Origin of the sequence: Paenibacillus sp. J53TS2 (assembly GCF_018403305.1) — a bacterium.
Lineage (GTDB): Bacteria > Bacillota > Bacilli > Paenibacillales > Paenibacillaceae > Fontibacillus > Fontibacillus rhizolycopersici.
In genome coordinates, this window is the sequence record NZ_BOSK01000009.1 from 109,905 (window position 1) to 134,708 (window position 24,804).

The following is a 24,804-nucleotide window of genomic DNA, read 5'->3' on the forward strand; positions in this document are numbered from 1 at the left end:
ATGACGGGGTCCTTTATCAACGGGATGGACGTGTCGTTTCTGGACGAAATCGAAGCAGCCGGAGGGACGTTCACAGAGGACGGATCCCAAGAGGACTTGCTGGTCATTCTGCGGCGCAGCGGAGTCAACTCAATCCGGCTGCGGATCTGGAACGAGCCGCCTGGCGGGTTCTGCAATCTGGAACGGACACTGCTCATGGCAAAACGAATTAAGGCGTTGGGGATGCATTTTCTCCTGGATTTCCACTATTCCGACAGCTGGGCGGACCCGGCCAAGCAGTTCAAGCCGAAGGCGTGGGAGAAGCTTTCGTTTGACGAACTGGCTCATGCGGTGGGCGATTACACTACGCAGGTACTGACTGCACTGCAAGCGCAAGGAACGCTGCCGGACATGGTACAAATCGGCAATGAAATCACCCCCGGGATGCTATGGGATGACGGCAAGGTGGACGGTGAATTCGATACGCCGGAGCAATGGAAGAAGTTCACCCGGCTGGTCAAAGCCGGCACCGCCGCAGCCAAAGCGGTCGACTCTTCGATCAACGTCATGATCCATATCGACCGGGGCGGGGATTTGCCCGCCAGCGTGGCTTTCTATGAACGGTTCCAGGAGTACGGGGTCGAGTTCGATACGATCGGACTGTCGTTTTACCCTTGGTGGCACGGGACACTGGACGATTTGCGCGCCAATCTCGCGAAGCTGGCGACCACGTTTGGCAAGGAAATCAACGTGGTCGAAACGGCGTATCCCTGGACATTAGCGAAAGGGCCGATCCCGGAACCGATCGTCCACAGTTCAGAGCAAACCCATGCCGGTTATCCGGCTACGCCGGAGGGGCAAGCCGCATATTTACGCGATTTTCTTCAAATTATCCGAGATACGTCTGGCGGTTGGGGAGCCGGTTTCTACTGGTGGGAGCCGGCCTGGATTCCAGCCAAATCGGAGTGGTCTGTCGGACATGACAATAACTGGGCCAACCTGACGTTGTTTGATTACGAGGGGCGTAAACTGCCGGCGTTGGATGCGCTAATCCCCGTCTAGTTTGCAGTCCTAAGCATTCCGGACTATAGGAGAGACTCATTCCTACTTGACTTGATGAGTAGAAATGAGTCTCTTTTTGCTATGCCGAAAGGCCTAGTCACTCCTAAAAAATAGCCAAAAGGATAGCAGGAATTATTTATTTTCATAGGGAATCCATTCAAGAATATAAAAATAATAGTAAATATGTAACGTCAAGGCGAAGGAGTTTGCGGTTCATGAAAATCTTCTATATTCTGATGTTTTTATCCCTTTGGTCTTTAGGTCTCGTTTTTTTGTTTCACCGCCGAAGAAGCCAACTTTGGATTGCTTTAACGCTGCTGCTCGGCGGGGCCGCCAGCTACGCCTTCGCGATGCATCTGACCATTATGCCGGTCGTTCATGGAGCCGAATGGCTGCCCGAAACGGTAAGTCGATGGCTCTATCTCACCACGGTGGTCGCTATGAACATTCATTTCTATCTCCTTCCCTTTACGTTCTTCATGGGCGGTTTATGGTTAAACGAGTCGATGGGGCTTCGGTTGAAGCAGGGGCTGTCGGTAATCGGCTTCGTTGGGGCGCTGGCCTTACTCCTTGCTCATTTGCGATTTGAACCCTGGAATACGTTTGAGGTCGAGCGATTTCGTTATTGGGACGGGATCTACGTGGTTCTGGGCTGCTATTTCTATTACCGCGCCTATGCCCGGGAAAAAGATGTGCAACTGCGGCGCGTCCGGAGAAGAATCCTGCTGTTTCCAGTCATTATGATCTGGGCGTATACCAGCGATTATCTTGGCTTCGAATCATTAAAGCTGGGATGGTGGAGCCTTGAGCTGGAAAGCAACGGCATGTGGCATGGCAATGTGATCGTCATCTTAGGTGCCGTATCGCTCATTCTGTTCTACACGGTGCGTTACGGATTTCTGGGCATTAAACTGCGCATCGAACGGGAACGTCTGGATTATTCCATTCGCACGCTGACGATGGGGGTATCGATTCTGAACCATACGATTAAGAACGAGATCCAGAAGATCGACTATTTGGCGGAAAAATGCGGTGTACTCCTCCAATCGGGACAGACCGGCAAAGCCGTCCATACGATCGAGCAGGTTCATGGGTTAACGCGTCATTTGCTACATATGGTGAATCGAATCAAAGATAAAGCCGAGGATGTCGTCCTTGATGAAGGCGAATACGAAGTTGGCTCGTTGATGGATTCCGTGATCCAGTCGGCAGCAACGCTGGTGGAGAATCGTCCGGTATCCTTGTCCGCCGAATATGGAGCCGATGGCCGGCTGGTTTGCGATGCGGTTCATATCAGCGAAACGCTGTCCAACCTGATTCGCAATGCCTTGGATGCCATGCCGTCCGGCGGGACGATCACCCTGCGTTCGGCCGCTTCGCGCCGAGATTTTCGGATCGAGGTCAGCGATACGGGGAACGGCATTCCCCAGGAGTATATGTCCAAGATTTTCGAACCTTTCTTTACGACGAAAAAAAACGCCTTGAACTACGGTCTAGGTTTATCCTATTGCTCAAGCGTTCTCAGCAAGCATGGAGGCAAGTTAACCGTCTCGAGCGAACCTGGAAAGGGAACGACGTTCATCCTGCACTTTCCGGCGATTCGCTTTCGGCCGAGCCATCCTTCCCGCAGGCTGAAGGCAACCGGCAAGTTAAGGGCTTGGGCCGATCGGGCTAATCCATCTTAAAGTGAGTCAGTTTATTCTTTATGCTGCGCAGCTGGGACTTAATCGTGTTGGTCGATTTATGCAATCGTTCGGAAATTTCCCGTTTACTAAGGCCGTTCTGGCGCAGGTCGAACACCTCGCGTTCCGTTGGCGATAACTCCATCAGCTGCATCTCGCTGCGCATAATCCCTGCGGCGTCCGAATGGATGGAGGCGCGTCCGATCTGGGCTTCGCGAATCGCTTGCAGGATATCTTGATAACTTGCCTTATTGATGTAATTAATGGCGCCGAGGCGAAACGATTTCATGATGACTTCCGCATCCGTGATGGAGGTCAACATAATGATTTTTACCGAATCCTGCAAGGGAAGCCGCAATATCCGCTCCGCCGCTTCGAGGCCGTCTAGCTGATTGCCCGTCAAATTGATGTCCATCAGCACGACGTCGATCTTCCGCCGACCTGCGGCTTCAAGCGCTTCTTCCTTCGTGGCCGTCACGGCAACCACCTCTATATCTGGCTCATCGCTTAAATCCGCACTGATATGATCCCTCCAGAAGGGATCGTCTTCCACCAGCATGACACGGATCGGCTCCATTTCCCAGCCTCCTCTTACAGAAGTTTACAAGTAAGTCCAGTATAACAAACGATCGGATCCCCGCAACAGGATGATTTATCTTCACCCCCAGGTGAAGAAATTTCATCCTATTCGGCGTGTCGAGGAACCCCCTATAATCCGTAATGCGGCCGAATGGTCAGCTGAAGTGATCACAATGTGAAGAAACGGGGGATGAGTTTATACAAATACTCAGGAAGCGGCAGAAGGGTTTCGGCCCAAGGGAGGGATCGTGACGTGCTATTGGCCGAGGAGGTTGGCGGTTTAACGGAGTTGATCACGAGAAGGTTCCCTGACTCTACGGTTCATTGGTTCCAAGAGCCTGCCGAACCTGTGGCCGGGGAATTTGTAGTATTGCTGAAGCAGGAAGTCCGCAGGAGCGATTCGAGAAGCCATACGCTGCTCGAACGCCAATATGCGATCGGGTATTATGCGAGCACGGTGGAAACGGCGTTATATGAGATGGAGTCGCTCAGTCGATACGTGATGAACGAAAGTACGGATTCAGACGAAGGAGCAAGTGCCGGGACGATACCGATCCGGGTGGACTCATTTACGATAACCTCCGCCGAACCGCTGGAGAATGGCTTGCGGAAATGCCAGGGTACGCTGCTGGTTCAATCGCGTGAACCCGTTCGTTTCCGGTCGCAAGACAAAATCAAACATATGGAATTTCGCACGACAAACAACTGAAAGGTGGCATGAGGTCATGGGTGGAACATGGGATACAACCAGCTTGCCGGTACGGCCTGGCTTGTACATCAATTTCGTGGAGGCGGCCGCGGCGCAAATCAAAGGGGGCGCCCGGGGAACGGTGGCATTGCCGTTGTTCCAGTATGAGGGAGCTGGCGCAGGTCAATTTTTTACAGTGGAAAAAGAATCCGAAGCCGCCCAATGGTTCGGCGATGCGTTTGTGGAACCGATTCGCCTGGCCCTCTTGGGAGGGGCGAAAGAGGTGCTCGTTTATACGGTGCCTGTACCGAGCGGCGGAGGGGATCCGGCCGCTGCCGATTTCACCGCGATTCGCGACGTATTTAGTACCCGGCATTTTAACGTATTTGTTTTTCCAGGTGAAGTTCCTGCCAGTGAGCAGAAGGCGACGCTGAAATGGTGCGCGGACAGCCGCGAAGATGAAGGCAAACACTTCCTGACGGTATTCGGCGGAAAGGCCGAAGACGACCTGGATTCTGCGAAAGGCAACCAACGCAGCGTGGACCTGGCAGACGATTATGCCGTGAATTTAATCAGCGGCGTCAATATCGAAGGAACGGTATACAGTTCTGCGCGTTACGCCCCTTATATCGCCGGATTAATCGCCGGGACCGGAATCAACAAATCGATTACGTATGCTCCGGTGTATGCAGGCGACGTGGCCAAACGGCTGCGCAATACGGAGATTCATGCCGCCTTGCAGAAAGGGTCGCTTGTCCTGGTTCATGATGGGGAGAAGGTCAAGGTGGAACAAGGCCTGGTCACGAGCCGCAAGAAGGTTCGCGCCATGCGGGCGCGTCAAGCGATCTCCACCGACATTACGAAGGCGGCCGCCGATGCTTATATCGGCAAGCTGGATAATAACGCCGATGGGCAAGCTGCGCTGATCTCGGCCGTGAAAGCTTATTTGGAACGGCTGGAGTTAAACAACGTGCTGACGGATATCGCGGTAACTCTGGATCCGGACCGGCAGTCGGAAGGCGACACCGTGTATTTGCTGATCGCCTTTACGGAGATCGACAGCATGGAGCGGATTTTCTTGACGATCAAGGTATAGGTAGAAGAGGAATTCAATCTCATGAGGAGGGGTATCAGTGCTGGATTCAACCCGAGTGATCAATGGAACTTTCGGATATGTGTATTACGATGGCCGCTGGTTGACCAACGTTAAATCGGCCGAAGCCAACGTGGAAATTACCAAGGAGGAAATCAAACGGTCCGGTACGCGCTGGACGGCGCATAAAGTGACCGGACTCAGCGGATCCGGGACGATTACCGGATATAAAGTAACCTCCGAATTCGTCGAGCTCATCGGACAAATCGCCGATGACAAACAAGGCGCATTTACGACGGAACTGATCTTGAAGCTGGAGGATCCGGAGTCCTACGGGGCTTACCGGGTCCGGTTGAAAGGGGTTACCTTCGACAAGATCCCGTTGATGCACTTCGAAGTCGGCTCCATTGTGGAGGAAGAGCTGCCTTTTAATTTTACCGGCTACGAATTGTTGGATAAACTCGTCGCGGAGTAATGGGCGAGGCAGGTGGGCGGGTACCCGGCGAATGCGAACCAGACCCCGGGTTCTCCGCTTTCCTACTCCGCCGCGAGGCATACACCATTTTAAGGAGATGAAGATCGATGGCGATTACGGATAACCGACAAAACAACGTGCTTCAAGCTTTGCTTGGGGCGGACAGCAAACCGAAAAAAGACGTTCCGATGAAACGGCTGGGCGTGGATTTTCAAATTCAGGCGCTGGACGGCAAAACGATTCATAGAATCCAGGAGCAGTGCACCCACTTTACCGGAAAAGGACCCAAGCGGGAAAAAGTGCTCGACGATGAACAGTTCGGCGCCTTAGTCATCCAGAAAGCGTGCCTGATCCCGGATTGGTCCGCCAAGGAGTTGGTTGAGAAATACGGGACGCCAACCGAAGCGATCCTCGGGTTGCTGCTGGCCGGCGAGATCGCCAAGCTGTCCGCAGAAATTTTGGAAATCAGCGGCTTCGACAGCGATGAAGATGAAATAAAAAACTAATCAAAGCGGGCGGAGAAGCCTTCTTGCTGCATCTGATCTTTCAACGCCATCACCTGCCGCCGGATGAGGTGTACAACAAGGATGAGAACGTGAAACAGTTTATGTACGCCTCGATGATGCTGCAATTGGAAGAGGAGGAGAAGGCGCGCAAGGAGCAGGAGAGAGCCGCCCGCAGGCTGAAGCCGTAAAGGCTGAACAGGGGAGGCGAGGAGGTTGAGCTCATCGGCAGGCGGGAGCATTCCCGACTTTTCGAAAGCAACGTTAAACGACTTGAATAAGCTCAACAAAATGATGAGCCAGCTGCAAAGAACGACGTCCCAGCTTGAGCAGGTCAGCGGGTTTGCCCGCATCGGGAAAGAGTTGGAAGCGACGCAGAGCACCAGTGCCAAGGTGGCTAAACAATTCGTTTCGCTGCAGCTGGCAACGGGCGCTACCGCTGGGGTCATGCGGAAGAAACTGGCTGCGATGAAGCCGGCCGTCGACAACTTTATGCTGGATTTGTCTTGGGCGGTCAAGGCCAAGGCGGAAAGTGTATCCAAGGGGGCGAAGGCGCTTGGCAAGCCGTTTGCCGGGGTGTGGCAGAAGGTTCAGGACAAACGGGCTGCGGCGGCCAAGAAGAAGGCGGACGATGCTTTGGCTGCGCAGCTCGGGTTCCCGGTAGGGCCGAAAGCTCCACCGAAGCTAAAAGGGATGAAGCGGCTGCAAAATATCGCAGGTAACACCGCGATTCAGAACCTGCCGGAAGAGCGGAAGAAAATGCTCTCGTCTGCGGCCAGCACGGCAGGAGGTCTTCTTGGCCAACTGCAGGATCGGTCGCTTGCGGCAGCCAAGGAATTCAGCACGGCGGTTGGCACGCTGCGGGCGGCATCGATGGCCGGTCCTGGCCAAATGAAAGGTATGGTCGCGTCTTTGCGAGAGCTAGGCGGGCAGGTGCCGCAAAATCTGAACGAAATCGCCAGTGTGATGGGAACGCTGAGCGGCAAAGCCAAACTTACGGGGACAACGTTGACCGCAATGTCCAAAACAGTGCTGGACGCCTCACGGTTAAGCGGAGCAAACAGCGCTGAAGCAGCCAACGCGGCTGCTTCGGTCATGAGCGTTTGGGGGAAGAAAGCCGGCGAAGGGACTTTGATGATGGACCAGTTTTTCGCTGCGAGCCGCGTCAGCGGTGCGGGAATGGGCGATTTGCTCAAAAATATGGGCTCGCTCGGCCTACCTTTGCAGCAGATGGGACTTAGTTTCGAGCAGTCGATGGCCTTGATGGCCAAATGGCAGTCCTCCGGATTAACCCCGATTCAGGATGCGCTCCGGAAGGATGTAAAGGGCGAAGGCCTTGCCGCCATTACCGCCAAGATCAAAGCGGCAGCAACCGAGTCGGAGGCTGCGGCTGTGGCTGCCCAATACTTTGGTCACAGCGTCAGCGGCGATCTGGTGGCCGCCCTGAAGAACGGGCAGGTTGAATTCGGCGGGGTGGTCGCGGCGATGAGTACAGCGGGCAACGCGATTCGGAACCAGGCTGGCGAAGTCCAAACCTTCGGCGATAAATGGGATATGCTTCAGAACCGAATTACGGTCGCTTTGGCGCCGTTAGGGGAAGCGATGTTGCCCCTCGGTGAAGCCTTGGCTTCCATCGTAGAAGTATTAACTCGAGACGGGGATATCGTGCTGGCTACGATCGGCTCCATAGCCGCCCTGCTGCTTGGCGTTTTTGCGCCGGCCTTATGGGCTTCCGCGGTGGCAGGATGGGCGGCCGTTGCGCCATTTCTTCCGATTATCGCCGCGGTCCTGCTGGTAGGGGTGGCTGTGGCGGGCTTGGCGTACGCGTTCAAGTATCACATGGATTGGATCGTCGAGCAGGTTAACAAAGTGAAGGATAAAATCAGCTCCTTCCTCAGCGTGTTCGATATTTTCAGCGGTGACGAGAATGGGGGAGCCGGCGGAAATACCGCGACATCGAACGGCGGTCCGCCGACGAGCCGTTATCACGGCATGTCCTATGTGCCTTACGACGGAATGATGGCCCGGCTGCACAAGGGTGAACGTATTATGACAGCCTCCGAGAACCGGGAATTCTCAAACGGGGCGAGTGGGGGAGCTGCCATATCGATCACGGGCAATACGTTTCATGTCCGCCAGGAATCCGATATCGATGCGATCGCTAGAGCGCTGGCCCGCGAAATCAAAGCGGCGGGAGGATTGATGGCGTAATGGCATCGCTGGAATTTTGGCTGAAGACGATCGATGAGAAGGAGTGGCTCTGGCTGCCGGTGAATCCGGAGCAGGTGTCGGTCAAAAGCTCTCACGGCTACGAGGATATCCAAGTAACACAGCTGGGAGAATACACGGTCATCGGGGAAGCGGTCCTGAAGGAATATTCGTTTGCTTCCTTTTTTCCTCGCGACTACCACCCCGGATATTGCGAATATGAGTCCTTGCCCGATCCCTGGGCAACCGTGGAGAAGATCGAGGCCTGGATGAGAAGCCGGCGTCCGGTCCGCCTCGACATTACGGGAACCAAGCTCAAAGGCTTGGTGACCATCCGCTCCTTCCAGTACAGCGAACGCGCGGGGAATCCAGGCGACGTTTTTTTTGAACTGGAGTTGAAGGAGTACAAGGAAGTGCAGTTCCGTCAGGTGGAGACGTCCGGGTCAGGGAAAGCGATGGTGATTACGGGCGAATATCGCCCTGACACGAAGACGCCTCCGGCCTCCTACGTCGTCATCCCTGGGGATACGTTGTGGAAAATCGCGCAGCGTACGCTCGGCAACGGCGACCGGTGGAGGGAAGTTTACGCGGCAAACAAAACCGAGATCGGTAAAGACCCGAACCGGATCGTTCCCGGCCAGAAGCTGGTGATTCCCTCATGAGCTGGAGCGTGACCTACAAGGATGAGGAGCAAGACGTTTTTTTGGATCCCATCGTCAAATCCGTGAATTGGTCCGGCGACATCAAACAGGCCGCTCGCAAGCTGGTGGTTGAATTGTCCAATACCGGAGATCTTCGCGAACTGTACATGAAGCTCCAGAAAGGCGGGGAACTGCGCTTTCTCCTGGACGATCAAGAGCTGTTTCGCGGCGTCCTGTTTGCCGATGAGATCGACTCCAAAGGCCAGATGTCCCTAACGGCTTACGACGAAAACATCTACCTGACCAAGAGCAAGGATACGAAAATCTTTCGCGGTCAAACGGCCTCTGCGGTGGTGAAGCGACTGTGCAACGAGTTCTCCATTCCGATGGGGGAAGTTCAGGATACGGGTTACGTCATCCCGAAGCTGGTCTTACGCGACAAGACGCTGTTTGAAATGATGGTGACAGCCTTGACCGAATCCGCAAAGCAAAACGGGCAGCGATTCTGGATTACGTCGAGGGAAGGGAAGCTGCAGGTATTGGCACGCAAGGAACAGAAGGGGAAGTGGGTGCTGGAAAACGGAGTTAATCTACTGGGAGCTAGTTACTCGCAATCCATCGAAGAAACGCGCACCCAAATCAAGGTCATCGGTGAGGACGGGAAAAAGAAGGAGCTGTCTGCCAGCGCCAAGGATTCGGAACTCATCCGGAAGTTTGGCGTCATGCAGCATTTGGAGAAACCGGATCAAGCGATGACCTCTTCGCAGATGGAGCAGCGCGCCAAACAACTGCTTAAGGATTTGGCGACCATCGAGGATCAGGCACGGATCGATTGCTTAGGAATCGCCGACGTGGTTTCCGGCTCGTGTGTGTACGTTAAGGAATCTGTAACAGGCATTCTTGGGGGCTATTACGTTTCGGCCGACGAACATCGCTTCGAGCATGGCAAACACATGATGTCGTTAACCTTGTCGGCAACAGATGATATTCCCAAATTAGAATACAAGGAAGAGAAGGGGGCGGGTTAATGGAACGCATCGAAGGCTCGGGGGCGAGCCAGCTTGTGCAATTAATCCGAGCCATCGGCTACAATTCGGACATTACCTTGGAATTGGCGACGGTGACGGCGCCGCCGCCTGAGCTGAAGATTAAGGTGGATCATATGAACGTAGAGCTGGAGAAGGATGATCTGATCGTGGCTCAATCCTTAACGAGCTATAAGCGGAAGGTGAACGTGAAGAGTGAGGGAAAGACGGAGGTGTCTTCGACATCCATCACTCAGGCATCCGTTTTGGTCGTATCAAGCGGGAGTGGTGAGATCACGAAATTCACTTCCTTTGGCATGTCCTCCGCAAATTTGACGGTACAAGAAGCCGAACTCGAATTCACGGATGAACTGAAGAAGGATGATCGTGTGATTGTGGCCGGCATTCATCAAGGGCAAACCTATCTTATTTTGGATCGGGCGGTGATGTACTGATGGCGTTGTCTCCGCTGCAAAGAAGGGAGGAGCGTTATGAGGAAGCTAAGCCGACAACGCTCCCTTCCCGGACCTACGCTCTCGATTTTGAAACGGGCCAGGTGATCGAACGGATCATTGACGGAACGGAAGCCGTTCGCCAGTTTATTCGCAAGGCGATTCAAACGGCGCGTTACCGATATTTGATCTACAACAGCCAGTACGGCTGCGAAATCGAAAGCCTGCTGGGCCAGGACATTTCCCAGCAGCTGCTTAAAAGCGAAATCACGAGGGTCATCACCGAAGCGCTGCGGGAGGATGATCGCGTCGCCTCAGTAGACCAATTTCAAATCGTTAGGGAGAACGATAAGCTGTTCGTGACCTTTACGGTTCATACAACAGAAGGGGCCGTTCGGCAGGAGGTGAGGATATAAACGTGTTTGAACATCAGACGAAAGAAGCGATTTTGCATCGGATGCGGGATGCTTCGCCGAAGGAAATCGATACCCGGCAGGGATCCATCACCTTCGATTTGCTGTCCCCTGCGGCCATTGAATTGGCGCATGCCTATATCGAGCTGGACCAGGTATTGAAATTCGGCTTTGTCGGCCCGGATCAGCCTTCCGAGTATTTGGATCTCCGTGCCGGAGAGCTTGGATTAACCCGGCGTCCGAGTGTGAAGGCGGAAGGGAAGCTGGTGTTTACCGGTGATGATGATACGATCATCCCGGAAGGAACCGCCGTATCGACGGATGAAGAGGAAGCGGTCGTTTTTGTCACGGCCGAACCTGGGATCATTCAGCAAAAGAAGGCGACGGTAAAGGCCGTGGCTGCCGCCGGCGGGAAACGGGGCAACGTGGATAAGGGCCGAATCAAGCTGGTGTTGGGAAATTTGTCAGGGATCGTAACGGTGACCAACCCGGAAGAATTCGTAAACGGTGCGGAGACGGAATCGGATGAATCGCTGCTGGTTCGTTATTTCGACCGGGTACGCCGGCCTGCCACTAGCGGCAATGCTTGGCACTACCGCCAATGGGCGCTGGAAGTACGCGGGGTAGGCGACGTTAAGGTGTTCCCTGTCTGGAACGGCGGCGGAACCGTGAAGTTGTGCGTGTTGTCGGAGGATAAAATCGCCCCTAATCCGACCATCGTGCAGGATGTAAGGGAGGCCGTGGATACCCGGCGGCCGGTAGGAGCTTCAGTCACCGTAGTTCCAGCCCAAGAAGTGAAAATCAATGTGACGGCGAATGTGACGTTGGCCTCAGGGGCGGTATTGGCGAACGTCAAGGCGTTGTTCAGCGAGAAATTAAAAGCGTTTCTGGCCGACTTGGCCTTCCAAAGCCCAGTGGTCCCTTATAACCGTATATTTGGCCTGCTTCTCGATATTGAAGCTGTTACGGACTTCAAGAACCTAACCATTAACGGGGCGGCCAATCAGAACTTGAATATCGGCGATGAGCAGGTTGCCGTGGCCGGGACGGTGAATTTTGTTGTCTAGTCCAAGCAAAGCCGCCATGGCACGAAATATCCAAAATGAGATGATGGATGATTTACCTGATTACTATATGCCGAAGGAAGCCGGCGGAAAGTTGGGCATCGTCGGTAATTTGATCACGCGCGAAGCTCGAGAGTTGATTGATTTCAATGCCGAGATTCGGGAGGTGTTGGATCAGTTTTTTATCGATCGGGCGACTTGGGGGTTATCCGCTTGGGAAGCCGTTTGCGGCATTCCAAGCAACGAAGACAAACCTCTGGAGCAGCGGCGCTCGGTGATCAAGTCGAAGATTCGGGGAGCCGGAACTGTAACGCTGGCCGTGATCAAAGAGGTGGCGGATTCGTTTGAGAACGGGGAGATCCAGGTACAAGAAAATTTCAACCATTACGAAGTGGTAATCACGTTTATCGGCAAACGCGGGGTTCCGCCAAATTTGCCGGATATGCAAAACGCGTTGCGTGAGATCGTTCCAGCCCATCTCCAATTGGTGTTCCAATTTACCTATTTGCGTTGGGAGGAGCTGGATTCCGCTGACTTAACCTGGGAGAAGCTCGATGCGCTTGATATGTCTTGGGATGAGTTGGAAGTATGGAAGCCGGGCGCAAAACGATCATGAGGTTACCTAAGAAAGGAGAGTACTTATGCCAAAACTGCCTAGCGGTTTAACTACATTTGAGCCGTCCGATACGGTCAGGAGAACGGCTCAGAACGAAAATATCGAAGCGATCGATGCTTTATTTCGTGCGACGGGAGGCCATCGACATACCGGGAAAGCCGGCGATGCGCCGCAAATCGGCACCGAAGGGATCTCAGTCGGGGCGGTAACGTCGGACCGGATCGCTTTATCCGCCGTAACCGGGGATCGGGTCGCGCGGGAAACGCTATGCCGCAGGCATCTAAAATCCGGGCGACTCAGCGACAACGTAGCGAAATACAAAAAGGTGACTGTGACCGCGGGTTCGGTCAGCGGCAGTCCGACAACGCCATATTATCAATACGGAGATCATTATTGGGCTTTATTCTCGGCTTATTCAACCTTTCCGCAATCGATGACCGTGGAGCTTGGGGCCGAATTTTCGGAAATCGAAGGAATCTGTTTCGACAATAACTGGGGCACTCCTCCCAAAAGCTTCTATGTCGAAATCAGCAGCGACAAAACGACATGGAGAAGAGCCTATGCCTATACCCGGCCTGCTGCCGAAGCATTGCCTAGATACCATCCATTTGATCAGTTGTTCGGCGGCTCGTATGTGCGGCTAACGGTTACGGAACCGGATGAAACATCAGGGAACTCGTTTGTTTCGGGATTTGGCGTGTTAAGCCGAGGGGCTCAGGAAAGCAGTCCGGATTTCCGGATCTATCAAGGATTATTGCAATTTCATAATGGATCGGAGTGGAAAGGCGTGGGGATCAAAAATGTTCAGCGAGGTTCGGCAAGCATTGCTTATTTTTATCCGAACGGAACGGGATCCACAGTGAGAGAGGTGACGATCTCCGCGGTAAATCCGCAGAAGACGTTCGTTAACATCACCACATCCGGGTTGTCTCATTGGTTCCAAACTTCTCCTATGATGGACGGTTCGGTTTGCGCAAGGTTGATCGACAACAACAAATTACGATTTAACTTCTATGAGGGATTTTACGAGGCCTATGCGGAGATTTCCTGGGAGGTGATTGAGTTTGCCTAATTACTATGCGCAGATTGATGAAGACGGCCGGGTGTACGCGGTGAGCGAATTGGCCGGGGAAGTCGAAGCGCCGAACCTGATCTCGGTCAGTGAGCAGCAATACCGGAGTGGAAACCTGCTGTTTACGCGGTACGCCGAAGGCAGCTTCACGGGGAATTTTGCCCGCATGGAGGCGGATAAGACGCAAATTCAGGCGAACGGCGAAGATACGGTGACGGTGAAAATCACCGTCGTCGATTGGCAGGGACAGGTGCAGAAGGAGTTTAACGAGGAGGTGGCCGTTGAACTAAACGGGATACGGCAATCCGTGAAGGCGACGAAAGGCGTTGCGGAGGTCACAATCAGCAGCGATGAACCCGGGGCTTATGCCTTAAAAACAGTGGGTCTCGACCGCAACGGTGACATAAAGGTGGTGGTCGTAGATGGCAACTAAGAAGCCGGCTGCCAGGGCGCATTTTCATATTCCAGCCGATCCGCTACGCGTGAAGGTGGAGGAGCTCCAACATAAATCCACTTATCGCAAGCAACAAAACCTCAAATCAACCGAGATCACCCTGGACTCTTTGTACGAAATGCTAAACGATATCCTGGAACAGCAGGCGCTGCTACTAACGGCAATCCAGCGGTCGCAAAAGTAAAATGAAGCCATCTGCCCCCGCGGGGAGCAGATGGCTTTTTCTGGATTCACAAGATGAACTAGAAATGAAAACGTTGACAATCTCCTAAGATGGGATTATGGTGATGAAAACAAAATAAAATGTTTGTAATAAAGCAAATATTTATTAGTCTTTCAGACGTAGTTCGAACTTAGGAGGGACAACATGGAGCAAAAAACATTTTTAAACCCGATTTTGTCAAACGGTGCCGACCCCTGGATCGTTCGGGATCCCGATGGAAGTTACTATATGTCGGTCACTTTAGGAGACCGCATCGCCCTATGGCACAGCCAAACGCTGAGCGGACTCGGTCAGGTTGAAGCGAAGACGGTATGGGTTCCTGAGCCAAACGGACCTTTTTCCCGCAACCTATGGGCGCCGGAGCTGCACCGCATCGATGGACGCTGGTACATCTACTATACAGCCAACGACGGCGGGGGGGACGACACAAGACGCATCTGCGTGCTTGAGCTTACGGGCGATGATCCGATAAACGGTGAGTGGTGTTTTAAAGGCGCAGTGAATACGGAAGTTCCGGGCCTCGACGGAACCGTGCTCCAACATCAGGGGGAACTGTATTTCTTTTATTCTGGATACGGCCGCTTCCCTGATTACGGTTCAGCGATCTACGCTGCCCGGATGACCAATCCGTGGACCTTAACCGGTCCCAATGTATTGATCACGGCTCCAACCGCGTCGTGGGAGAAGCAAGGCGGAATGGCGATTAACGAAGGGCCTGTCTTTTTGCGGCGCAACGGGTGGATTTTTCTCGTCTTTTCGGCGAGTGCGACGTGGTCGGACGATTACTGCCTTGGGATGACGAGGATTCCGGAATCCGCAGACCTGCTTGACGCAAAGTCTTGGATCAAAGAGGAGGGTCCCGTCTTCGCTAAGCATCCATCCGCCGGAGTCTACGCGCCGGGACACAACAGTTTTACCGTATCCCCGGACGGATCCGAGGATTGGATTGTTTACCACGCTTATGATTATTCCGAGACGAATCAACAACGTTCGGCGGGTGCTCCCCGCAGTACAAGAATTCAAAGCTTTGGTTGGAAATCGAACGGGATGCCCGATTTCGGGATACCAACCGGGGTTGGCATCCTCATTTCCCGGCCTGCTGGCGAATGAAACACATGAATATCGTTACAACTTTTTTGGAACTAATCTTATGTATTGAGATATGAGTTGATTTCTTTAAATAAATCGATAACTATCCGCATGAAAGCGTTGACATAGGATCGTGCGGGGATTATAATCAACGCAAAGATACAAAATTATTGTAATAAAACAATAATATTACTTCATGGTGGTCGATCTGTTTGTGGAGGGGTTTGAGTTCATGCGAAAGGGGCGGTGAGAAGAAGCAGTGGTCGCAGGGGTTCGTTGAGTTTGAGATTAATAAATGGGAGGATCCTATGAATAACAAATCGAAACGTATCTTTGGTTTTCTTTTCGTTCTTATTCTAGCTATCTCTATGGTTACGGCGTGCAGCGGGGGCGGTTCAAACAAAGCTTCCGAGAACAATAACGCCGAGAAAGTCTCTGAAGAACAACCAAACAACGAAACATCTTTTACGGACATTAGTCAGGACATCCGCGGCAATACGGCGCCGACTCAGGATCAAATCAATGAGATCAATACGACGCTTAACGATACCTATCTAGGCGACATCTTTGATGAGAAAATTCCGAACGACTACTCCGCTTATCCTTTCAAAGGGGATGTCACGCTGGATGTCTGGATGCCTGCCAACCGCAACATCCCGGACATGAACAACCACGCCATTCAGAAGCAAGTGGAGAAATTGACGGGGATTAAAGTCAACTTCATCACTCCGCCGGTAGGACAGGAGGCAGATGCGTTTACTTTGATGATCTCTTCCGGTGACTTGCCGGACATCATCATCGAGCCTGGACGGTATCCGGGAGGTTTCGAGGCAGGCGTCAATGATGGAGCGTATTTGGATCTTACCGATTTAATGGAGAAGAACGCGCCGAACTATAGCGCTTGGCGTAACTCCGACGAGACAAGAAGAAAAACGACGGTCACAGATAGCGGGAAACTGCTTGGTTTCTACGGCATTGCTCCTTATTCGGAATGGATGTGGTTCGGCATGCTGATCAAGCAGGAAGCGTTGGATAAAACGGGTCTTCCGGTACCCGAAACGATTGATGAATGGCACGCCTTCCTGACCAAAGCGAAGGAAGTGGGTTACAGCGAGCCGTTGAACTACGGATCCAACTACGGTCAGATCTTTACCGGGATTCTGAATGGCGCTTATGGCGTGTGGGATTGGACCTTCTTGGACAGCAACGGCAAGGTAGCCTGGGGTCCCGCTCAACCTAAAGCGAAAGAATATTTGGCGATGATGCAGCAATGGAACAAAGAAGGGCTGCTGAACAAAGACTGGGCGACGGCCGACTTCAACCAAAGAATGTCCAGCGCCATTTCGGGCAAGACCGCTGTCATGATGGATTCGCCCGATACGATGTGGAGTTATTGGAAAGAACAGAACAATATCGACTTCGTTGGAGCGCTGAACCCGGTACTGAACAAAGGGGATAAAGCCGCAACGACGTACAAGAACTTCAAACGGACGGGGACCGAAGCTGCGATTACGACCCAAGCCGAGAACGTGGAAGCGGCGATGGCCTGGCTGGATTTCGCCTATACGAAGAAGGGCTGGGAGATCTATAACTACGGCGAATACGGCACGGTTCATCTCATCGATGAGAACGGGAAACCATATTACCCGGAAAACAGCTATATGTACAACGACCCGGATGGCCAACCGGTCGCAGTTGCACTGGATAAATATCGTAGACATGTCTGGCCGGACATTCGCGATGAACATAACTCCAACCCACTGATCGTAGCCAAAGGCAGCTACTCCGGGGAGATCCGGAAAGATTGGACTGAGAAGATGGATACGAGCGCGGCCGTGCCTCCGATTTCGTTTACGAAAGAAGAAGCCTCGCGGGAAGCGGAGCTGGGTAACCAATTGTCCACTCTGCGAGGAGAATATTTCGCCAAAATCATCAAAGGTGAGCTTGCGGTAGATGCATACGACAAATTCCTGGACGAAGCCAAAAAGATGGGGCTGGACGAATTCCTGAGCATTCATCAGGCCGCATTGGACCGTTATAACAACAGATAATTGCCGTACAGCCTGAAAGACATGAAAGATAACGAGGGTGACCGAGCGTAAGTGAGCTTGGGCCCCTCGTTATTGTTTCAGAGAATTCGGAAAGAAGAGTAGGTGATTCGTTCATGGAGATCGTCCGTAAATCAAGAAAAATCGCCCCCGCAGGGGCTCCGAAGCTCAATAACACAAGAAAGACGATCAAAAAGGATCTAAGGAAGAACTGGTTTGTCTACGTGCTGGCCATTCCGGTGGTCGCTTGGTTCCTTGTTTTCTGTTACGGTCCGATGTGGGGCGTTCTCATCGCCTTTAAGGATTATAAGCCGCTGCTTGGATTTGCCGAAAGCGACTGGGTCGGTTTCAAGCATTTCATTGATTTCTTTCAGGGGCCTTACTTTTGGAGGGTCATCAAAAATACGCTTCTCCTGAATGTGTGGGGAATCGTGTTTGGCTTTACGGCCCCGATCATTTTGGCGCTGATGCTTAATGAAATCCGCGACGGAAAATTCAAGAAATCCGTACAAACGATCACGTATATGCCGCACTTCATTTCCTTGGTGGTCGTTTGCGGGATTATTCATATCTTCACGGCAGATGAAGGTGTCGTGACGCAAGTTCTGCAGTGGATTACGGGTAAGGATTACACTTCGCTACTCGGGTACTCTTCTTTCTTTAGGCCGATTTACACGTTCTCCGGCATCTGGCAGAACATCGGCTGGGACAGCATCATTTATCTGGCCGCGATGAGTTCGATCGATCCTGCCTTGTACGAGGCGGCGGAGATCGACGGCATCGGTAGAATCAAAAAGATGTGGTACATTACGCTGCCGCAAATCACTCCGATTATCGTCATCCTGTTTATTTTTGCGATTGGCGGACTGATGGCTTCCGGATACGAGAAAATTATTTTGCTCTACAACCCTCTCACTTACGATACGGCGGACGTGATTGCCTCCTACGTCTATCGCAGGGGCTTGCGAGAGGCCAGTCTCAGCTTCTCAACCGCAGTCGGCTTGTTTAGTGCCATAATCAACTTTGCGCTGTTGTGGGCGACGAACCGAATCGCCAGACGCACTTCGGAGGTGAGCTTATGGTAGAGAAGGGGATGGCCTTGTCCGGTCGCAAAAAGCTGAAGTCCCGGCATTGGAAGCCGAGGTCGACCGGGGATCGCGTCTTTGACGCCATGAACTATACCTTACTGACGGCCATAACGTTGATTTGCTTCTATCCATTACTGCATATATTGCTCGCCTCCGTCAGCAACCCAACGGCGCTTATGGCGCATAGCGGAATCTTATTAAAGCCGCTTGGATTCACGCTGGACGGGTATAAGCTGGTTTTTAAAGATAACAGCCTGCTGGTCGGATACAAAAATACGATCATTTACGTAGGGCTAGGCACGCTGGTCAACATGGTCATGACGATTATGGGCGCTTTCGTCCTATCGAGAAAAGATCTCTACTTCAAAAATTTCATCATGATTCTGATCACGATCACGATGTTTTTTGGCGGCGGGTTAATTCCTTGGTTTCTATTAATGAAAGATATCCATTTGTATAACAATCTGTGGGCCATGATATTACCGACGGCGCTAAGCACATGGAATATCATTATTTTAAGAACGAGCTTCCAGGCGCTGCCGGCTGAGCTGGAGGAAGCGGCAACCATCGACGGCGCGAGCCAGGCAGCCATTTTGATTCGCGTGATTCTGCCGCTGTCCAAGGCTACTTTAGCGGTTATTTTCCTGTACTATTTGGTGGGGAACTGGAACTCCTGGTTTAATGCGATGGTGCTGCTTAAAGATCGGGAGTTGTTCCCGTTGCAATTATTGATGAAGGAAATTTTAGTCGCCAACGACTCCACGGCAACAACGATCGGCAGCGCGGGCGGCGTTGTCATCGACAGTGCCCAAAGCTCGACCGCTTTCCGTGAACTGGTGAAATACTGTGCGATCGTCGTATCCACGGTGCCGATTCTAGTCGTGTATCCCTTCTTGCAGAAATATTTTGTCAAAGGCGTCTACGTCGGGTCGATTAAAGGATGAGCATAAGAATGGAAAAAAGAAGATTCGGAAAAGCGCTACTGCCTGCCATTTGTTTATTTCTCATTTCGCAGGTAGGGTGTACGGTTTCCGGCACCGGTGGTGCGAAACAGGGCGATTTCTATAATGTCTTGATGCAGGACGGGGCAGACCCATGGGTTTATAAGCATTCAGACGGTTATTATTACTTCACGAAAACGACCGGCAGCGATGTCACGGTTTGGAAAAGCGCCAGCTTGACCGGCGTGGACGCAGCTCCCCGGAGGGTGATCCCGACGGGCGGCCACGGCATCTGGGCTCCCGAGCTTCATTATATCGATGGAGCCTGGTATATCTACTACGCGATGGATGATGGGGACAACGTGAACCACCGCATGTACGTGATGGAGAATACCTCGGCCGATCCCACCCAAGGCGTGTGGAAGCAAAAAGGGCAAATTACCGACTCGACCAACCGTTGGGCGATCGACGGTACGGTGCTGCAGTTGGACGGACAGTTGTATTTGATTTGGTCCGGCTGGGAAGGGGACGTCAATGTCAGTCAAAATCTATACATCGCCCATATGAGCAACCCCTGGACGATCGATTCCGAACGTGTGGAAATCGCTCGTCCGACCTACGCTTGGGAAACGAACCATTCCCCTCTGGTAAATGAAGGTCCGCAAGTAGCGGTTCGGAACGGAACCCTTAATCTTGTCTATTCGGCGAGCGGAAGCTGGACAAACGATTATTGCTTAGGGTTGATCACGGCTGAGGTTGGCAGTGATTTGCTGAATCCAGACTCATGGCACAAGAGGGATGAGCCGATTTTCGTCTCCGGCAATGGGCTGTACGGCCCGGGTCACCATTCCTTCACCACGTCGCCTGACGGTACGGAGGATTGGATCGTTTATCATGTAGCCAAATATAAGGATGCCGGCTGGAATCGGGAAGTGCGGGCGCAGTCTTTTACCTGGAATGAGGATAACACGCCGGATCTCGGCGTTCCCGTTGATCCGAACGTTCCGTTGACCTTGCCTTCCGGCGAGGTGGATCGTACTCGCTATGAAGCGGAGACGGGGATGTTTGGAGCTGGCGTGTCCGCGCTGACGAGCCCTTCGAGCTCCGGCAGGAAAGCCGTGGGGCGGTTCGAGTCGGAGGATGGCTATGCCGAGTACTCTGTTCAAGCAACGGCGGGAGAATATATCCTGTTGGCAAGAACGGCCAACGGGAGCGCTGCCGGAGAAGTATCTTACGTAGAATTAACCGTCAATTCGGAATCGCCCGTCACGCTTGCCGTCCTGCCGAAAGGCTGGGAAAATTGGGGGTTGTCTACCGCGAGAATTCAGCTGAAGGACGGGGTGAACAAACTGCGGTTCATCAAGGATCGAGGGGAGTTTGAGCTGGACTCCTTCGACATTATGCCGTTGATGGTTCCGAAACAATGATAAAATTTATGAATATTGATTTATTACAGCTTTTTGTAGTAAAGTCAAGAAAGTAAGATCATTTATTGGGAATACGGATACGGAGGTTCCTATGCTGGAAGTCGGTATACACGAACCGGATAAGCTGGTTCAGGTGGCTCACGCTCTTTCCACGCGTTCCCGCGTGGACATTCTTCGCTTGCTCAACACGCGGAGCATGAATATCATTGAACTTGCCGAGACGTTAGAGCTGCCTGTGTCAACGGTAGCGAATAACGTCAAGGTGCTTGAAGCGGCCAAGCTGATCAATACGGAATTGCTTCCAGCTGTACGCGGAGCGATGAAGGTGTGCAGCCGAAATTATGATGATATTCTCATCTCCTTGAATACGAGCATCCGGACGTCGAAAGACGGGATGAAGTTTTATGAGGTCGAAATGCCGATTGGTCATTACAGCGATTGCGAGGTTCATCCAACATGCGGCATGGCGTCCAGCGAAGGGATGTTGGTTCGGGAAGATGAACCGGCCAGCTTCTACCACCCGAAGCATGTAGCGGCGCAGATTTTGTGGTTTCGCAAAGGGTATGTGGAGTACCAATTTCCGCTGGAGGTTCCGCAAAATGCACGAATACAATCGCTGGAACTGTCGATGGAAATGTGCTCGGAAGCGCCGAACTACGACAATGACTGGCCTTCGGATATCTCCGTTTGGATCAATGGCGTCGAGATCGGCATGTGGACGAGTCCAGGCGACTTTGGGGATCGGCGGGGCACATTAAATCCGTCTTGGTGGGAAGACTGGACGACCCAATACGGCTTGTTGAAAACATGGCGAGTGGACCACGAGCGTACGACATTGGACATGCAAAAGATCTCCGATGTCGCTATTCATGATTTACAGCTCAATCAACGGCCGAGTTTGCGGGTGCGAATCGGCGTCAAGCCAGATGCGATCCATAAAGGCGGCGTTAATCTATTTGGGAAGCAGTTCGGCGATTACGATCAGGATTTAGTTCTTCAGGTCGCTTACACCCTTGATGATGAAACGTAAATCCATTTCCTGATATCATTCAAACCATCGTTTCTTTCTGGAACGATGGTTTTTTATGTTTGCTAAACGATTAGTTACAAAAATACGGTAAAATAAAAATGCCTAATTTTACTGATAAAATGCGTTGTAAGCGTTGACAAGAGTGAGTTTCGGGGATATATTTAGCTTAAATAATACAAGAAATATGTATTAAAACAAAAATTAATAAATATAGTTAGAGGGAGTGGGAAAATAATGAATCCAAATTTGCGCAATGAATACCCCCGTCCTCAGTTTGTCCGCGACACATGGATGAGCTTAAACGGAGAATGGGAGTTTGATTTTGACGATCAAGGAATCGGTGAGCGGGAAGCCTGGTACGAGGGGCATGATTATAGCCGAAAAATCAACGTTCCGTTCTGTTATCAGAGCAAGCTTAGCGGCATCGGCGATCCAGCCGTACATGACCAGGTTTGGTACCGGAGAACGTTTGCTGTCCCGGAGGCTTACAAGGCCGGGCGCCTGTTGCTGCATTTTGGAGCCGTTGATTACGAGGCCAAAGTTTGGGTGAACGGCCAGTTGGTAGCGCTGCATGAAGGCGGACATACGCCGTTTACGGCCGACATCACCGATGTGCTCACCGAAGGGGAGAATATCCTTGTCGTGAAGGCGACGGACTACAGCCGCGATGTTTCTCTTCCGCGAGGCAAGCAATACTGGGAGGACCAGTCGGCGAGCATCTTCTATACGCGGACAACCGGGATCTGGCAAAGCGTGTGGCTCGAGCCGGTTCCGGAGACGCGAATTGAGCGGATTCGGCTGATCCCCGATATCGACAAGAACGACATCGGTCTCGAGGTATTCTTGTCGGGTTACAGCGCGCTGGTCAAGCTGAGTATGAAAGCCGTCATCACTTTTAACGGGGAATTCGTTGCCGAGGATTGCTTCTCCTTGAGTCACGAGTCGGGACGACGGGATATTCACTTGGACGATTTTAATGACCATGGCCTCGGGCGTTGGTGGACGCCGGAACGGCCGAATTTATACGATTTGGAACTCACACTGCTGGTTGACGGAACGGCGGTGGATACGGTTCAAAGTTACTTCGGAATGCGCAAAATTTCCGTGGAAGCGGGCAAACTGCACTTAAATAATCGTTCTTATTATATGAAGCTGGTGCTGGATCAAGGATATTTTCCGGACGGCCTGCTTACCGCGCCAAGCGACGATGATTTACGCAAGGATGTGGAGCTGGTGAAGGAAATGGGGCTCAACGGGGTCCGAAAGCACCAAAAAATCGAAGATCCCCGTTATCTATACTGGGCCGACAAGCTGGGGCTGCTGGTATGGGGGGAGATGGCCAATGCCTACCGATTTACAGAACCCTATGTTGCCCGGGTAACGCGCGAGTGGATGCAGGCCGTCGAGCGGGATTTCAACCATCCCTGCATCGTGGCTTGGGTTCCCCTTAATGAGAGCTGGGGCGTGACTAACATCCTGATCGATAAGCAGCAGCAAAACCACGCATTATCGCTGTACCACCTGACCAAATCGCTGGATCCGACCCGGCCGGTCATTTCCAATGACGGATGGGAACTGGTCGCCACTGATCTCGTGACGATCCACGATTATGAATGGCGCAAGGAGGTACTTGCCGAGCGGTATGCTGACGTCGAGACGGCTTTGGCCGCGCAGCCCGGTAACCGGATGATCCTGGTCCCCGGATTTCCTTACGAGGGGCAGCCGATTCTGGTCACGGAGTTCGGCGGGATTTCCTTTAAGGTAAATGAATGGGAAGGTTGGGGGTACTCGGGAGCGGCAAATGAGGAGGATTTTGCGCTGCGGCTGCAGAATGTTATCGTACCGATGCTGCAATCTCCGGTGGTTCAAGGCTTTTGCTATACCCAGTTTACGGACGTAGAGCAGGAAATCAACGGCCTGCTGACCTACGACCGCAAGCCAAAGCTGCCGCTCGAAACCATTCGTTCGATTGTAGCGGGATCCTAAAGATCAAGGAGTAGCTTAACGAAATGATGGAACAGAAGCGAAAAGGAGCCGCATTGATCCGCGAGATTGCCCGGACTGAACCCCCTCACGGAGTTTTGGCCATTTGGTATCTCGGTCAGGAGAGCGTGATCGTAAAAGGGGACGGGATCACCATTTATGTAGATCCCTATTTCTCGGGCGATCTGGATGGCGGCGATTGGCGGCGCACATTTCCCGCACCGATAACGCCGGAAGAGATTCAAGGCGTTGATCTTTGCTTGATTACGCATGAACATGATGATCATATGGATGCCAAGACGTTGCCTTGGCTGCATCGGAGTAGCCCGAAAGCGCCGATTGTAGCTCCGGCGTGCTGTAAGCCGGCATTGCTGGAGATGGGCATTTCCGCCCCCGGGCTCTTGACCGCGGACGACCGACAGCCGATGGAGCTGTTTTCCAAGCTGCGATTGACGCCGATTGCAGCGGCGCACGAGCAATTGGAACGGGATACGGACGGCGGCCCCCGGTATGTCGGGTACGTCCTGGAGTTAAACGGCGTGACGCTCTTCCATGCGGGGGATACGCTGGTTTATCCTGAATTGATCGAGCGTGTCGGCGCCCTGAAGCCGGACATCGCCCTGCTGCCGATCAACGGGCGGGACTACTTCCGACGGCAGCGCGGGATCGTCGGCAATATGGATTACCGGGAGGCGGCACATTTCGCCCGGGAAATCGGGGCGGACACGGTCATCCCGCTTCATTACGACCTGTTTGCGGTGAATGCGGAGAAACCGGGGCACTTCGTAGATTATATGTATGAGCAGTTTCCCGAGCAGAAATGTCATGTCATGGCCCGGGGCGAGCGATTCGTATACGTTACGCCGCGCGCATTCCTACAGCCGTAAACGTTTGAAATGAAATAGCCGACCAGGAGTTTTAGAGTTTTCATCCTGGCGGCTGTTTTATTTTAGCAGGTTGATATGCTGG

General features: G+C 52.6%; 26 protein-coding genes. 25 read left to right on the forward strand and 1 reads right to left on the reverse strand.

All coding sequences use genetic code 11. The features are described 5' to 3' along the window. The gene (locus tag KJS42_RS18415) at positions 1 to 1,041 is read left to right on the forward strand and encodes a glycoside hydrolase family 53 protein (RefSeq protein ID WP_213623725.1); all 1,041 of its coding nucleotides are present in this window, start codon (positions 1 to 3) and stop codon (positions 1,039 to 1,041) included. Between the two features lie 215 nt (positions 1,042 to 1,256). Continuing rightward, positions 1,257 to 2,726 (forward strand): sensor histidine kinase, encoded by a 1,470-nt coding sequence (locus tag KJS42_RS18420; RefSeq protein ID WP_213623726.1) that lies wholly within the window; start codon positions 1,257 to 1,259, stop codon positions 2,724 to 2,726. Here KJS42_RS18420 and KJS42_RS18425 read toward each other — a convergent pair. Then, positions 2,713 to 3,300 (reverse strand): response regulator transcription factor, encoded by a 588-nt coding sequence (locus KJS42_RS18425; protein WP_213623727.1) that lies wholly within the window; start codon positions 3,298 to 3,300, stop codon positions 2,713 to 2,715. The two genes, KJS42_RS18420 and KJS42_RS18425, sit on opposite strands and share 14 nt — an antisense overlap. Before the next feature lie 255 nt (positions 3,301 to 3,555). On the opposite strand from KJS42_RS18425, the gene KJS42_RS18430 reads away from it, so the two are divergent. The 23 genes from KJS42_RS18430 (at position 3,556) to KJS42_RS18540 (ending at position 24,722) form a co-directional block, all read left to right on the forward strand. Then, positions 3,556 to 4,011 carry a hypothetical protein gene (locus KJS42_RS18430; RefSeq protein WP_213623728.1) on the forward strand — a complete coding sequence of 152 codons (456 nt, stop codon included), beginning with the start codon at positions 3,556 to 3,558 and terminating at the stop codon, positions 4,009 to 4,011. Positions 4,012 to 4,027: 16 nt separating this feature from the next. Next, positions 4,028 to 5,086 (forward strand): phage tail sheath subtilisin-like domain-containing protein, encoded by a 1,059-nt coding sequence (locus KJS42_RS18435; protein WP_213623729.1) that lies wholly within the window; start codon positions 4,028 to 4,030, stop codon positions 5,084 to 5,086. Between the two features lie 37 nt (positions 5,087 to 5,123). Next, positions 5,124 to 5,558 (forward strand): phage tail tube protein, encoded by a 435-nt coding sequence (locus KJS42_RS18440; RefSeq protein WP_059040798.1) that lies wholly within the window; start codon positions 5,124 to 5,126, stop codon positions 5,556 to 5,558. A 107-nt stretch (positions 5,559 to 5,665) separates the two neighbouring features. Then, complete coding sequence (locus tag KJS42_RS18445; protein ID WP_193417745.1) at positions 5,666 to 6,064, forward strand: phage tail assembly chaperone; 399 nt, start codon at positions 5,666 to 5,668, stop codon at positions 6,062 to 6,064. Between the two features lie 23 nt (positions 6,065 to 6,087). Further along, entirely contained in the window at positions 6,088 to 6,252 is a 165-nt protein-coding gene (locus KJS42_RS18450; RefSeq protein ID WP_213623730.1) for a hypothetical protein, read from the forward strand. Positions 6,253 to 6,277: 25 nt separating this feature from the next. Next, positions 6,278 to 8,272 carry a phage tail tape measure protein gene (locus KJS42_RS18455; protein ID WP_155607800.1) on the forward strand — a complete coding sequence of 665 codons (1,995 nt, stop codon included), beginning with the start codon at positions 6,278 to 6,280 and terminating at the stop codon, positions 8,270 to 8,272. Next, the gene (locus tag KJS42_RS18460) at positions 8,272 to 8,931 is read left to right on the forward strand and encodes a LysM peptidoglycan-binding domain-containing protein (protein WP_213623731.1); all 660 of its coding nucleotides are present in this window, start codon (positions 8,272 to 8,274) and stop codon (positions 8,929 to 8,931) included. The genes KJS42_RS18455 and KJS42_RS18460 overlap by 1 nt, the downstream gene beginning before the upstream one ends. Continuing rightward, the gene (locus KJS42_RS18465) at positions 8,928 to 9,938 is read left to right on the forward strand and encodes an XkdQ/YqbQ family protein (protein ID WP_213623732.1); all 1,011 of its coding nucleotides are present in this window, start codon (positions 8,928 to 8,930) and stop codon (positions 9,936 to 9,938) included. Before KJS42_RS18460 ends, KJS42_RS18465 begins: the two co-directional genes overlap by 4 nt. After that, the gene (locus KJS42_RS18470) at positions 9,938 to 10,390 is read left to right on the forward strand and encodes a DUF2577 family protein (protein ID WP_213623733.1); all 453 of its coding nucleotides are present in this window, start codon (positions 9,938 to 9,940) and stop codon (positions 10,388 to 10,390) included. Before KJS42_RS18465 ends, KJS42_RS18470 begins: the two co-directional genes overlap by 1 nt. Further along, positions 10,390 to 10,803 carry a DUF2634 domain-containing protein gene (locus KJS42_RS18475; RefSeq protein ID WP_213623734.1) on the forward strand — a complete coding sequence of 138 codons (414 nt, stop codon included), beginning with the start codon at positions 10,390 to 10,392 and terminating at the stop codon, positions 10,801 to 10,803. Before KJS42_RS18470 ends, KJS42_RS18475 begins: the two co-directional genes overlap by 1 nt. 2 nt (positions 10,804 to 10,805) lie before the next feature. After that, positions 10,806 to 11,867 (forward strand): baseplate J/gp47 family protein, encoded by a 1,062-nt coding sequence (locus KJS42_RS18480; RefSeq protein ID WP_213623735.1) that lies wholly within the window; start codon positions 10,806 to 10,808, stop codon positions 11,865 to 11,867. After that, entirely contained in the window at positions 11,857 to 12,480 is a 624-nt protein-coding gene (locus KJS42_RS18485; RefSeq protein WP_244868545.1) for a putative phage tail protein, read from the forward strand. Before KJS42_RS18480 ends, KJS42_RS18485 begins: the two co-directional genes overlap by 11 nt. Positions 12,481 to 12,505: 25 nt before the next feature. Continuing rightward, entirely contained in the window at positions 12,506 to 13,552 is a 1,047-nt protein-coding gene (locus KJS42_RS18490; protein ID WP_213623736.1) for a discoidin domain-containing protein, read from the forward strand. After that, on the forward strand, positions 13,545 to 13,985 hold the full coding sequence (locus KJS42_RS18495) for a hypothetical protein (protein ID WP_213623737.1): 441 nt from the start codon (positions 13,545 to 13,547) through the stop codon (positions 13,983 to 13,985). Before KJS42_RS18490 ends, KJS42_RS18495 begins: the two co-directional genes overlap by 8 nt. After that, the gene (locus tag KJS42_RS18500) at positions 13,975 to 14,190 is read left to right on the forward strand and encodes a hypothetical protein (RefSeq protein ID WP_155607807.1); all 216 of its coding nucleotides are present in this window, start codon (positions 13,975 to 13,977) and stop codon (positions 14,188 to 14,190) included. Before KJS42_RS18495 ends, KJS42_RS18500 begins: the two co-directional genes overlap by 11 nt. A gap of 183 nt (positions 14,191 to 14,373) precedes the next feature. Beyond that, positions 14,374 to 15,339, forward strand: coding sequence for a glycoside hydrolase family 43 protein (locus KJS42_RS18505; RefSeq protein ID WP_213623738.1), 966 nt, complete (start codon positions 14,374 to 14,376; stop codon positions 15,337 to 15,339). A gap of 287 nt (positions 15,340 to 15,626) precedes the next feature. After that, positions 15,627 to 17,369 carry an extracellular solute-binding protein gene (locus KJS42_RS18510; protein ID WP_213623739.1) on the forward strand — a complete coding sequence of 581 codons (1,743 nt, stop codon included), beginning with the start codon at positions 15,627 to 15,629 and terminating at the stop codon, positions 17,367 to 17,369. A gap of 113 nt (positions 17,370 to 17,482) precedes the next feature. Then, positions 17,483 to 18,451, forward strand: a complete 969-nt coding sequence (locus tag KJS42_RS18515; RefSeq protein ID WP_155607810.1) for an ABC transporter permease — start codon at positions 17,483 to 17,485, stop codon at positions 18,449 to 18,451. An 8-nt stretch (positions 18,452 to 18,459) separates the two neighbouring features. Further along, positions 18,460 to 19,398: a carbohydrate ABC transporter permease gene (locus tag KJS42_RS18520; RefSeq protein ID WP_430148793.1), complete on the forward strand. Its 939-nt coding sequence runs from the start codon at positions 18,460 to 18,462 to the stop codon at positions 19,396 to 19,398. Positions 19,399 to 19,406: 8 nt separating this feature from the next. Then, positions 19,407 to 20,822 (forward strand): family 43 glycosylhydrolase, encoded by a 1,416-nt coding sequence (locus tag KJS42_RS18525; RefSeq protein ID WP_213623740.1) that lies wholly within the window; start codon positions 19,407 to 19,409, stop codon positions 20,820 to 20,822. Positions 20,823 to 20,913: 91 nt separating this feature from the next. Continuing rightward, complete coding sequence (locus KJS42_RS18530) at positions 20,914 to 21,852, forward strand: ArsR/SmtB family transcription factor (RefSeq protein ID WP_155607812.1); 939 nt, start codon at positions 20,914 to 20,916, stop codon at positions 21,850 to 21,852. Positions 21,853 to 22,086: 234 nt separating this feature from the next. Beyond that, complete coding sequence (locus KJS42_RS18535) at positions 22,087 to 23,838, forward strand: glycoside hydrolase family 2 protein (protein WP_213623741.1); 1,752 nt, start codon at positions 22,087 to 22,089, stop codon at positions 23,836 to 23,838. A gap of 23 nt (positions 23,839 to 23,861) precedes the next feature. After that, the gene (locus tag KJS42_RS18540) at positions 23,862 to 24,722 is read left to right on the forward strand and encodes an MBL fold metallo-hydrolase (RefSeq protein ID WP_213623742.1); all 861 of its coding nucleotides are present in this window, start codon (positions 23,862 to 23,864) and stop codon (positions 24,720 to 24,722) included. The last annotated feature ends 82 nt before the right edge of the window (positions 24,723 to 24,804 follow it).

What these genes read in the sequence shown, in the direction of transcription:
- KJS42_RS18415 (WP_213623725.1), top strand. Translation starts at nt 1, where the DNA reads ATGACGGGGTCCTTTATCAACGGGATGGACGTGTCGTTTCTGGACGAA.
- KJS42_RS18420 (WP_213623726.1), top strand. Translation starts at nt 1,257, where the DNA reads ATGAAAATCTTCTATATTCTGATGTTTTTATCCCTTTGGTCTTTAGGT.
- KJS42_RS18425 (WP_213623727.1), bottom strand. Translation starts at nt 3,300, where the DNA reads ATGGAGCCGATCCGTGTCATGCTGGTGGAAGACGATCCCTTCTGGAGG.
- KJS42_RS18435 (WP_213623729.1), top strand. Translation starts at nt 4,028, where the DNA reads ATGGGTGGAACATGGGATACAACCAGCTTGCCGGTACGGCCTGGCTTG.
- KJS42_RS18445 (WP_193417745.1), top strand. Translation starts at nt 5,666, where the DNA reads ATGGCGATTACGGATAACCGACAAAACAACGTGCTTCAAGCTTTGCTT.
- KJS42_RS18460 (WP_213623731.1), top strand. Translation starts at nt 8,272, where the DNA reads ATGGCATCGCTGGAATTTTGGCTGAAGACGATCGATGAGAAGGAGTGG.
- KJS42_RS18465 (WP_213623732.1), top strand. Translation starts at nt 8,928, where the DNA reads ATGAGCTGGAGCGTGACCTACAAGGATGAGGAGCAAGACGTTTTTTTG.
- KJS42_RS18470 (WP_213623733.1), top strand. Translation starts at nt 9,938, where the DNA reads ATGGAACGCATCGAAGGCTCGGGGGCGAGCCAGCTTGTGCAATTAATC.
- KJS42_RS18475 (WP_213623734.1), top strand. Translation starts at nt 10,390, where the DNA reads ATGGCGTTGTCTCCGCTGCAAAGAAGGGAGGAGCGTTATGAGGAAGCT.
- KJS42_RS18490 (WP_213623736.1), top strand. Translation starts at nt 12,506, where the DNA reads ATGCCAAAACTGCCTAGCGGTTTAACTACATTTGAGCCGTCCGATACG.
- KJS42_RS18500 (WP_155607807.1), top strand. Translation starts at nt 13,975, where the DNA reads ATGGCAACTAAGAAGCCGGCTGCCAGGGCGCATTTTCATATTCCAGCC.
- KJS42_RS18505 (WP_213623738.1), top strand. Translation starts at nt 14,374, where the DNA reads ATGGAGCAAAAAACATTTTTAAACCCGATTTTGTCAAACGGTGCCGAC.
- KJS42_RS18510 (WP_213623739.1), top strand. Translation starts at nt 15,627, where the DNA reads ATGAATAACAAATCGAAACGTATCTTTGGTTTTCTTTTCGTTCTTATT.
- KJS42_RS18515 (WP_155607810.1), top strand. Translation starts at nt 17,483, where the DNA reads ATGGAGATCGTCCGTAAATCAAGAAAAATCGCCCCCGCAGGGGCTCCG.
- KJS42_RS18520 (WP_430148793.1), top strand. Translation starts at nt 18,460, where the DNA reads ATGGCCTTGTCCGGTCGCAAAAAGCTGAAGTCCCGGCATTGGAAGCCG.
- KJS42_RS18525 (WP_213623740.1), top strand. Translation starts at nt 19,407, where the DNA reads ATGGAAAAAAGAAGATTCGGAAAAGCGCTACTGCCTGCCATTTGTTTA.
- KJS42_RS18530 (WP_155607812.1), top strand. Translation starts at nt 20,914, where the DNA reads ATGCTGGAAGTCGGTATACACGAACCGGATAAGCTGGTTCAGGTGGCT.
- KJS42_RS18535 (WP_213623741.1), top strand. Translation starts at nt 22,087, where the DNA reads ATGAATCCAAATTTGCGCAATGAATACCCCCGTCCTCAGTTTGTCCGC.
- KJS42_RS18540 (WP_213623742.1), top strand. Translation starts at nt 23,862, where the DNA reads ATGATGGAACAGAAGCGAAAAGGAGCCGCATTGATCCGCGAGATTGCC.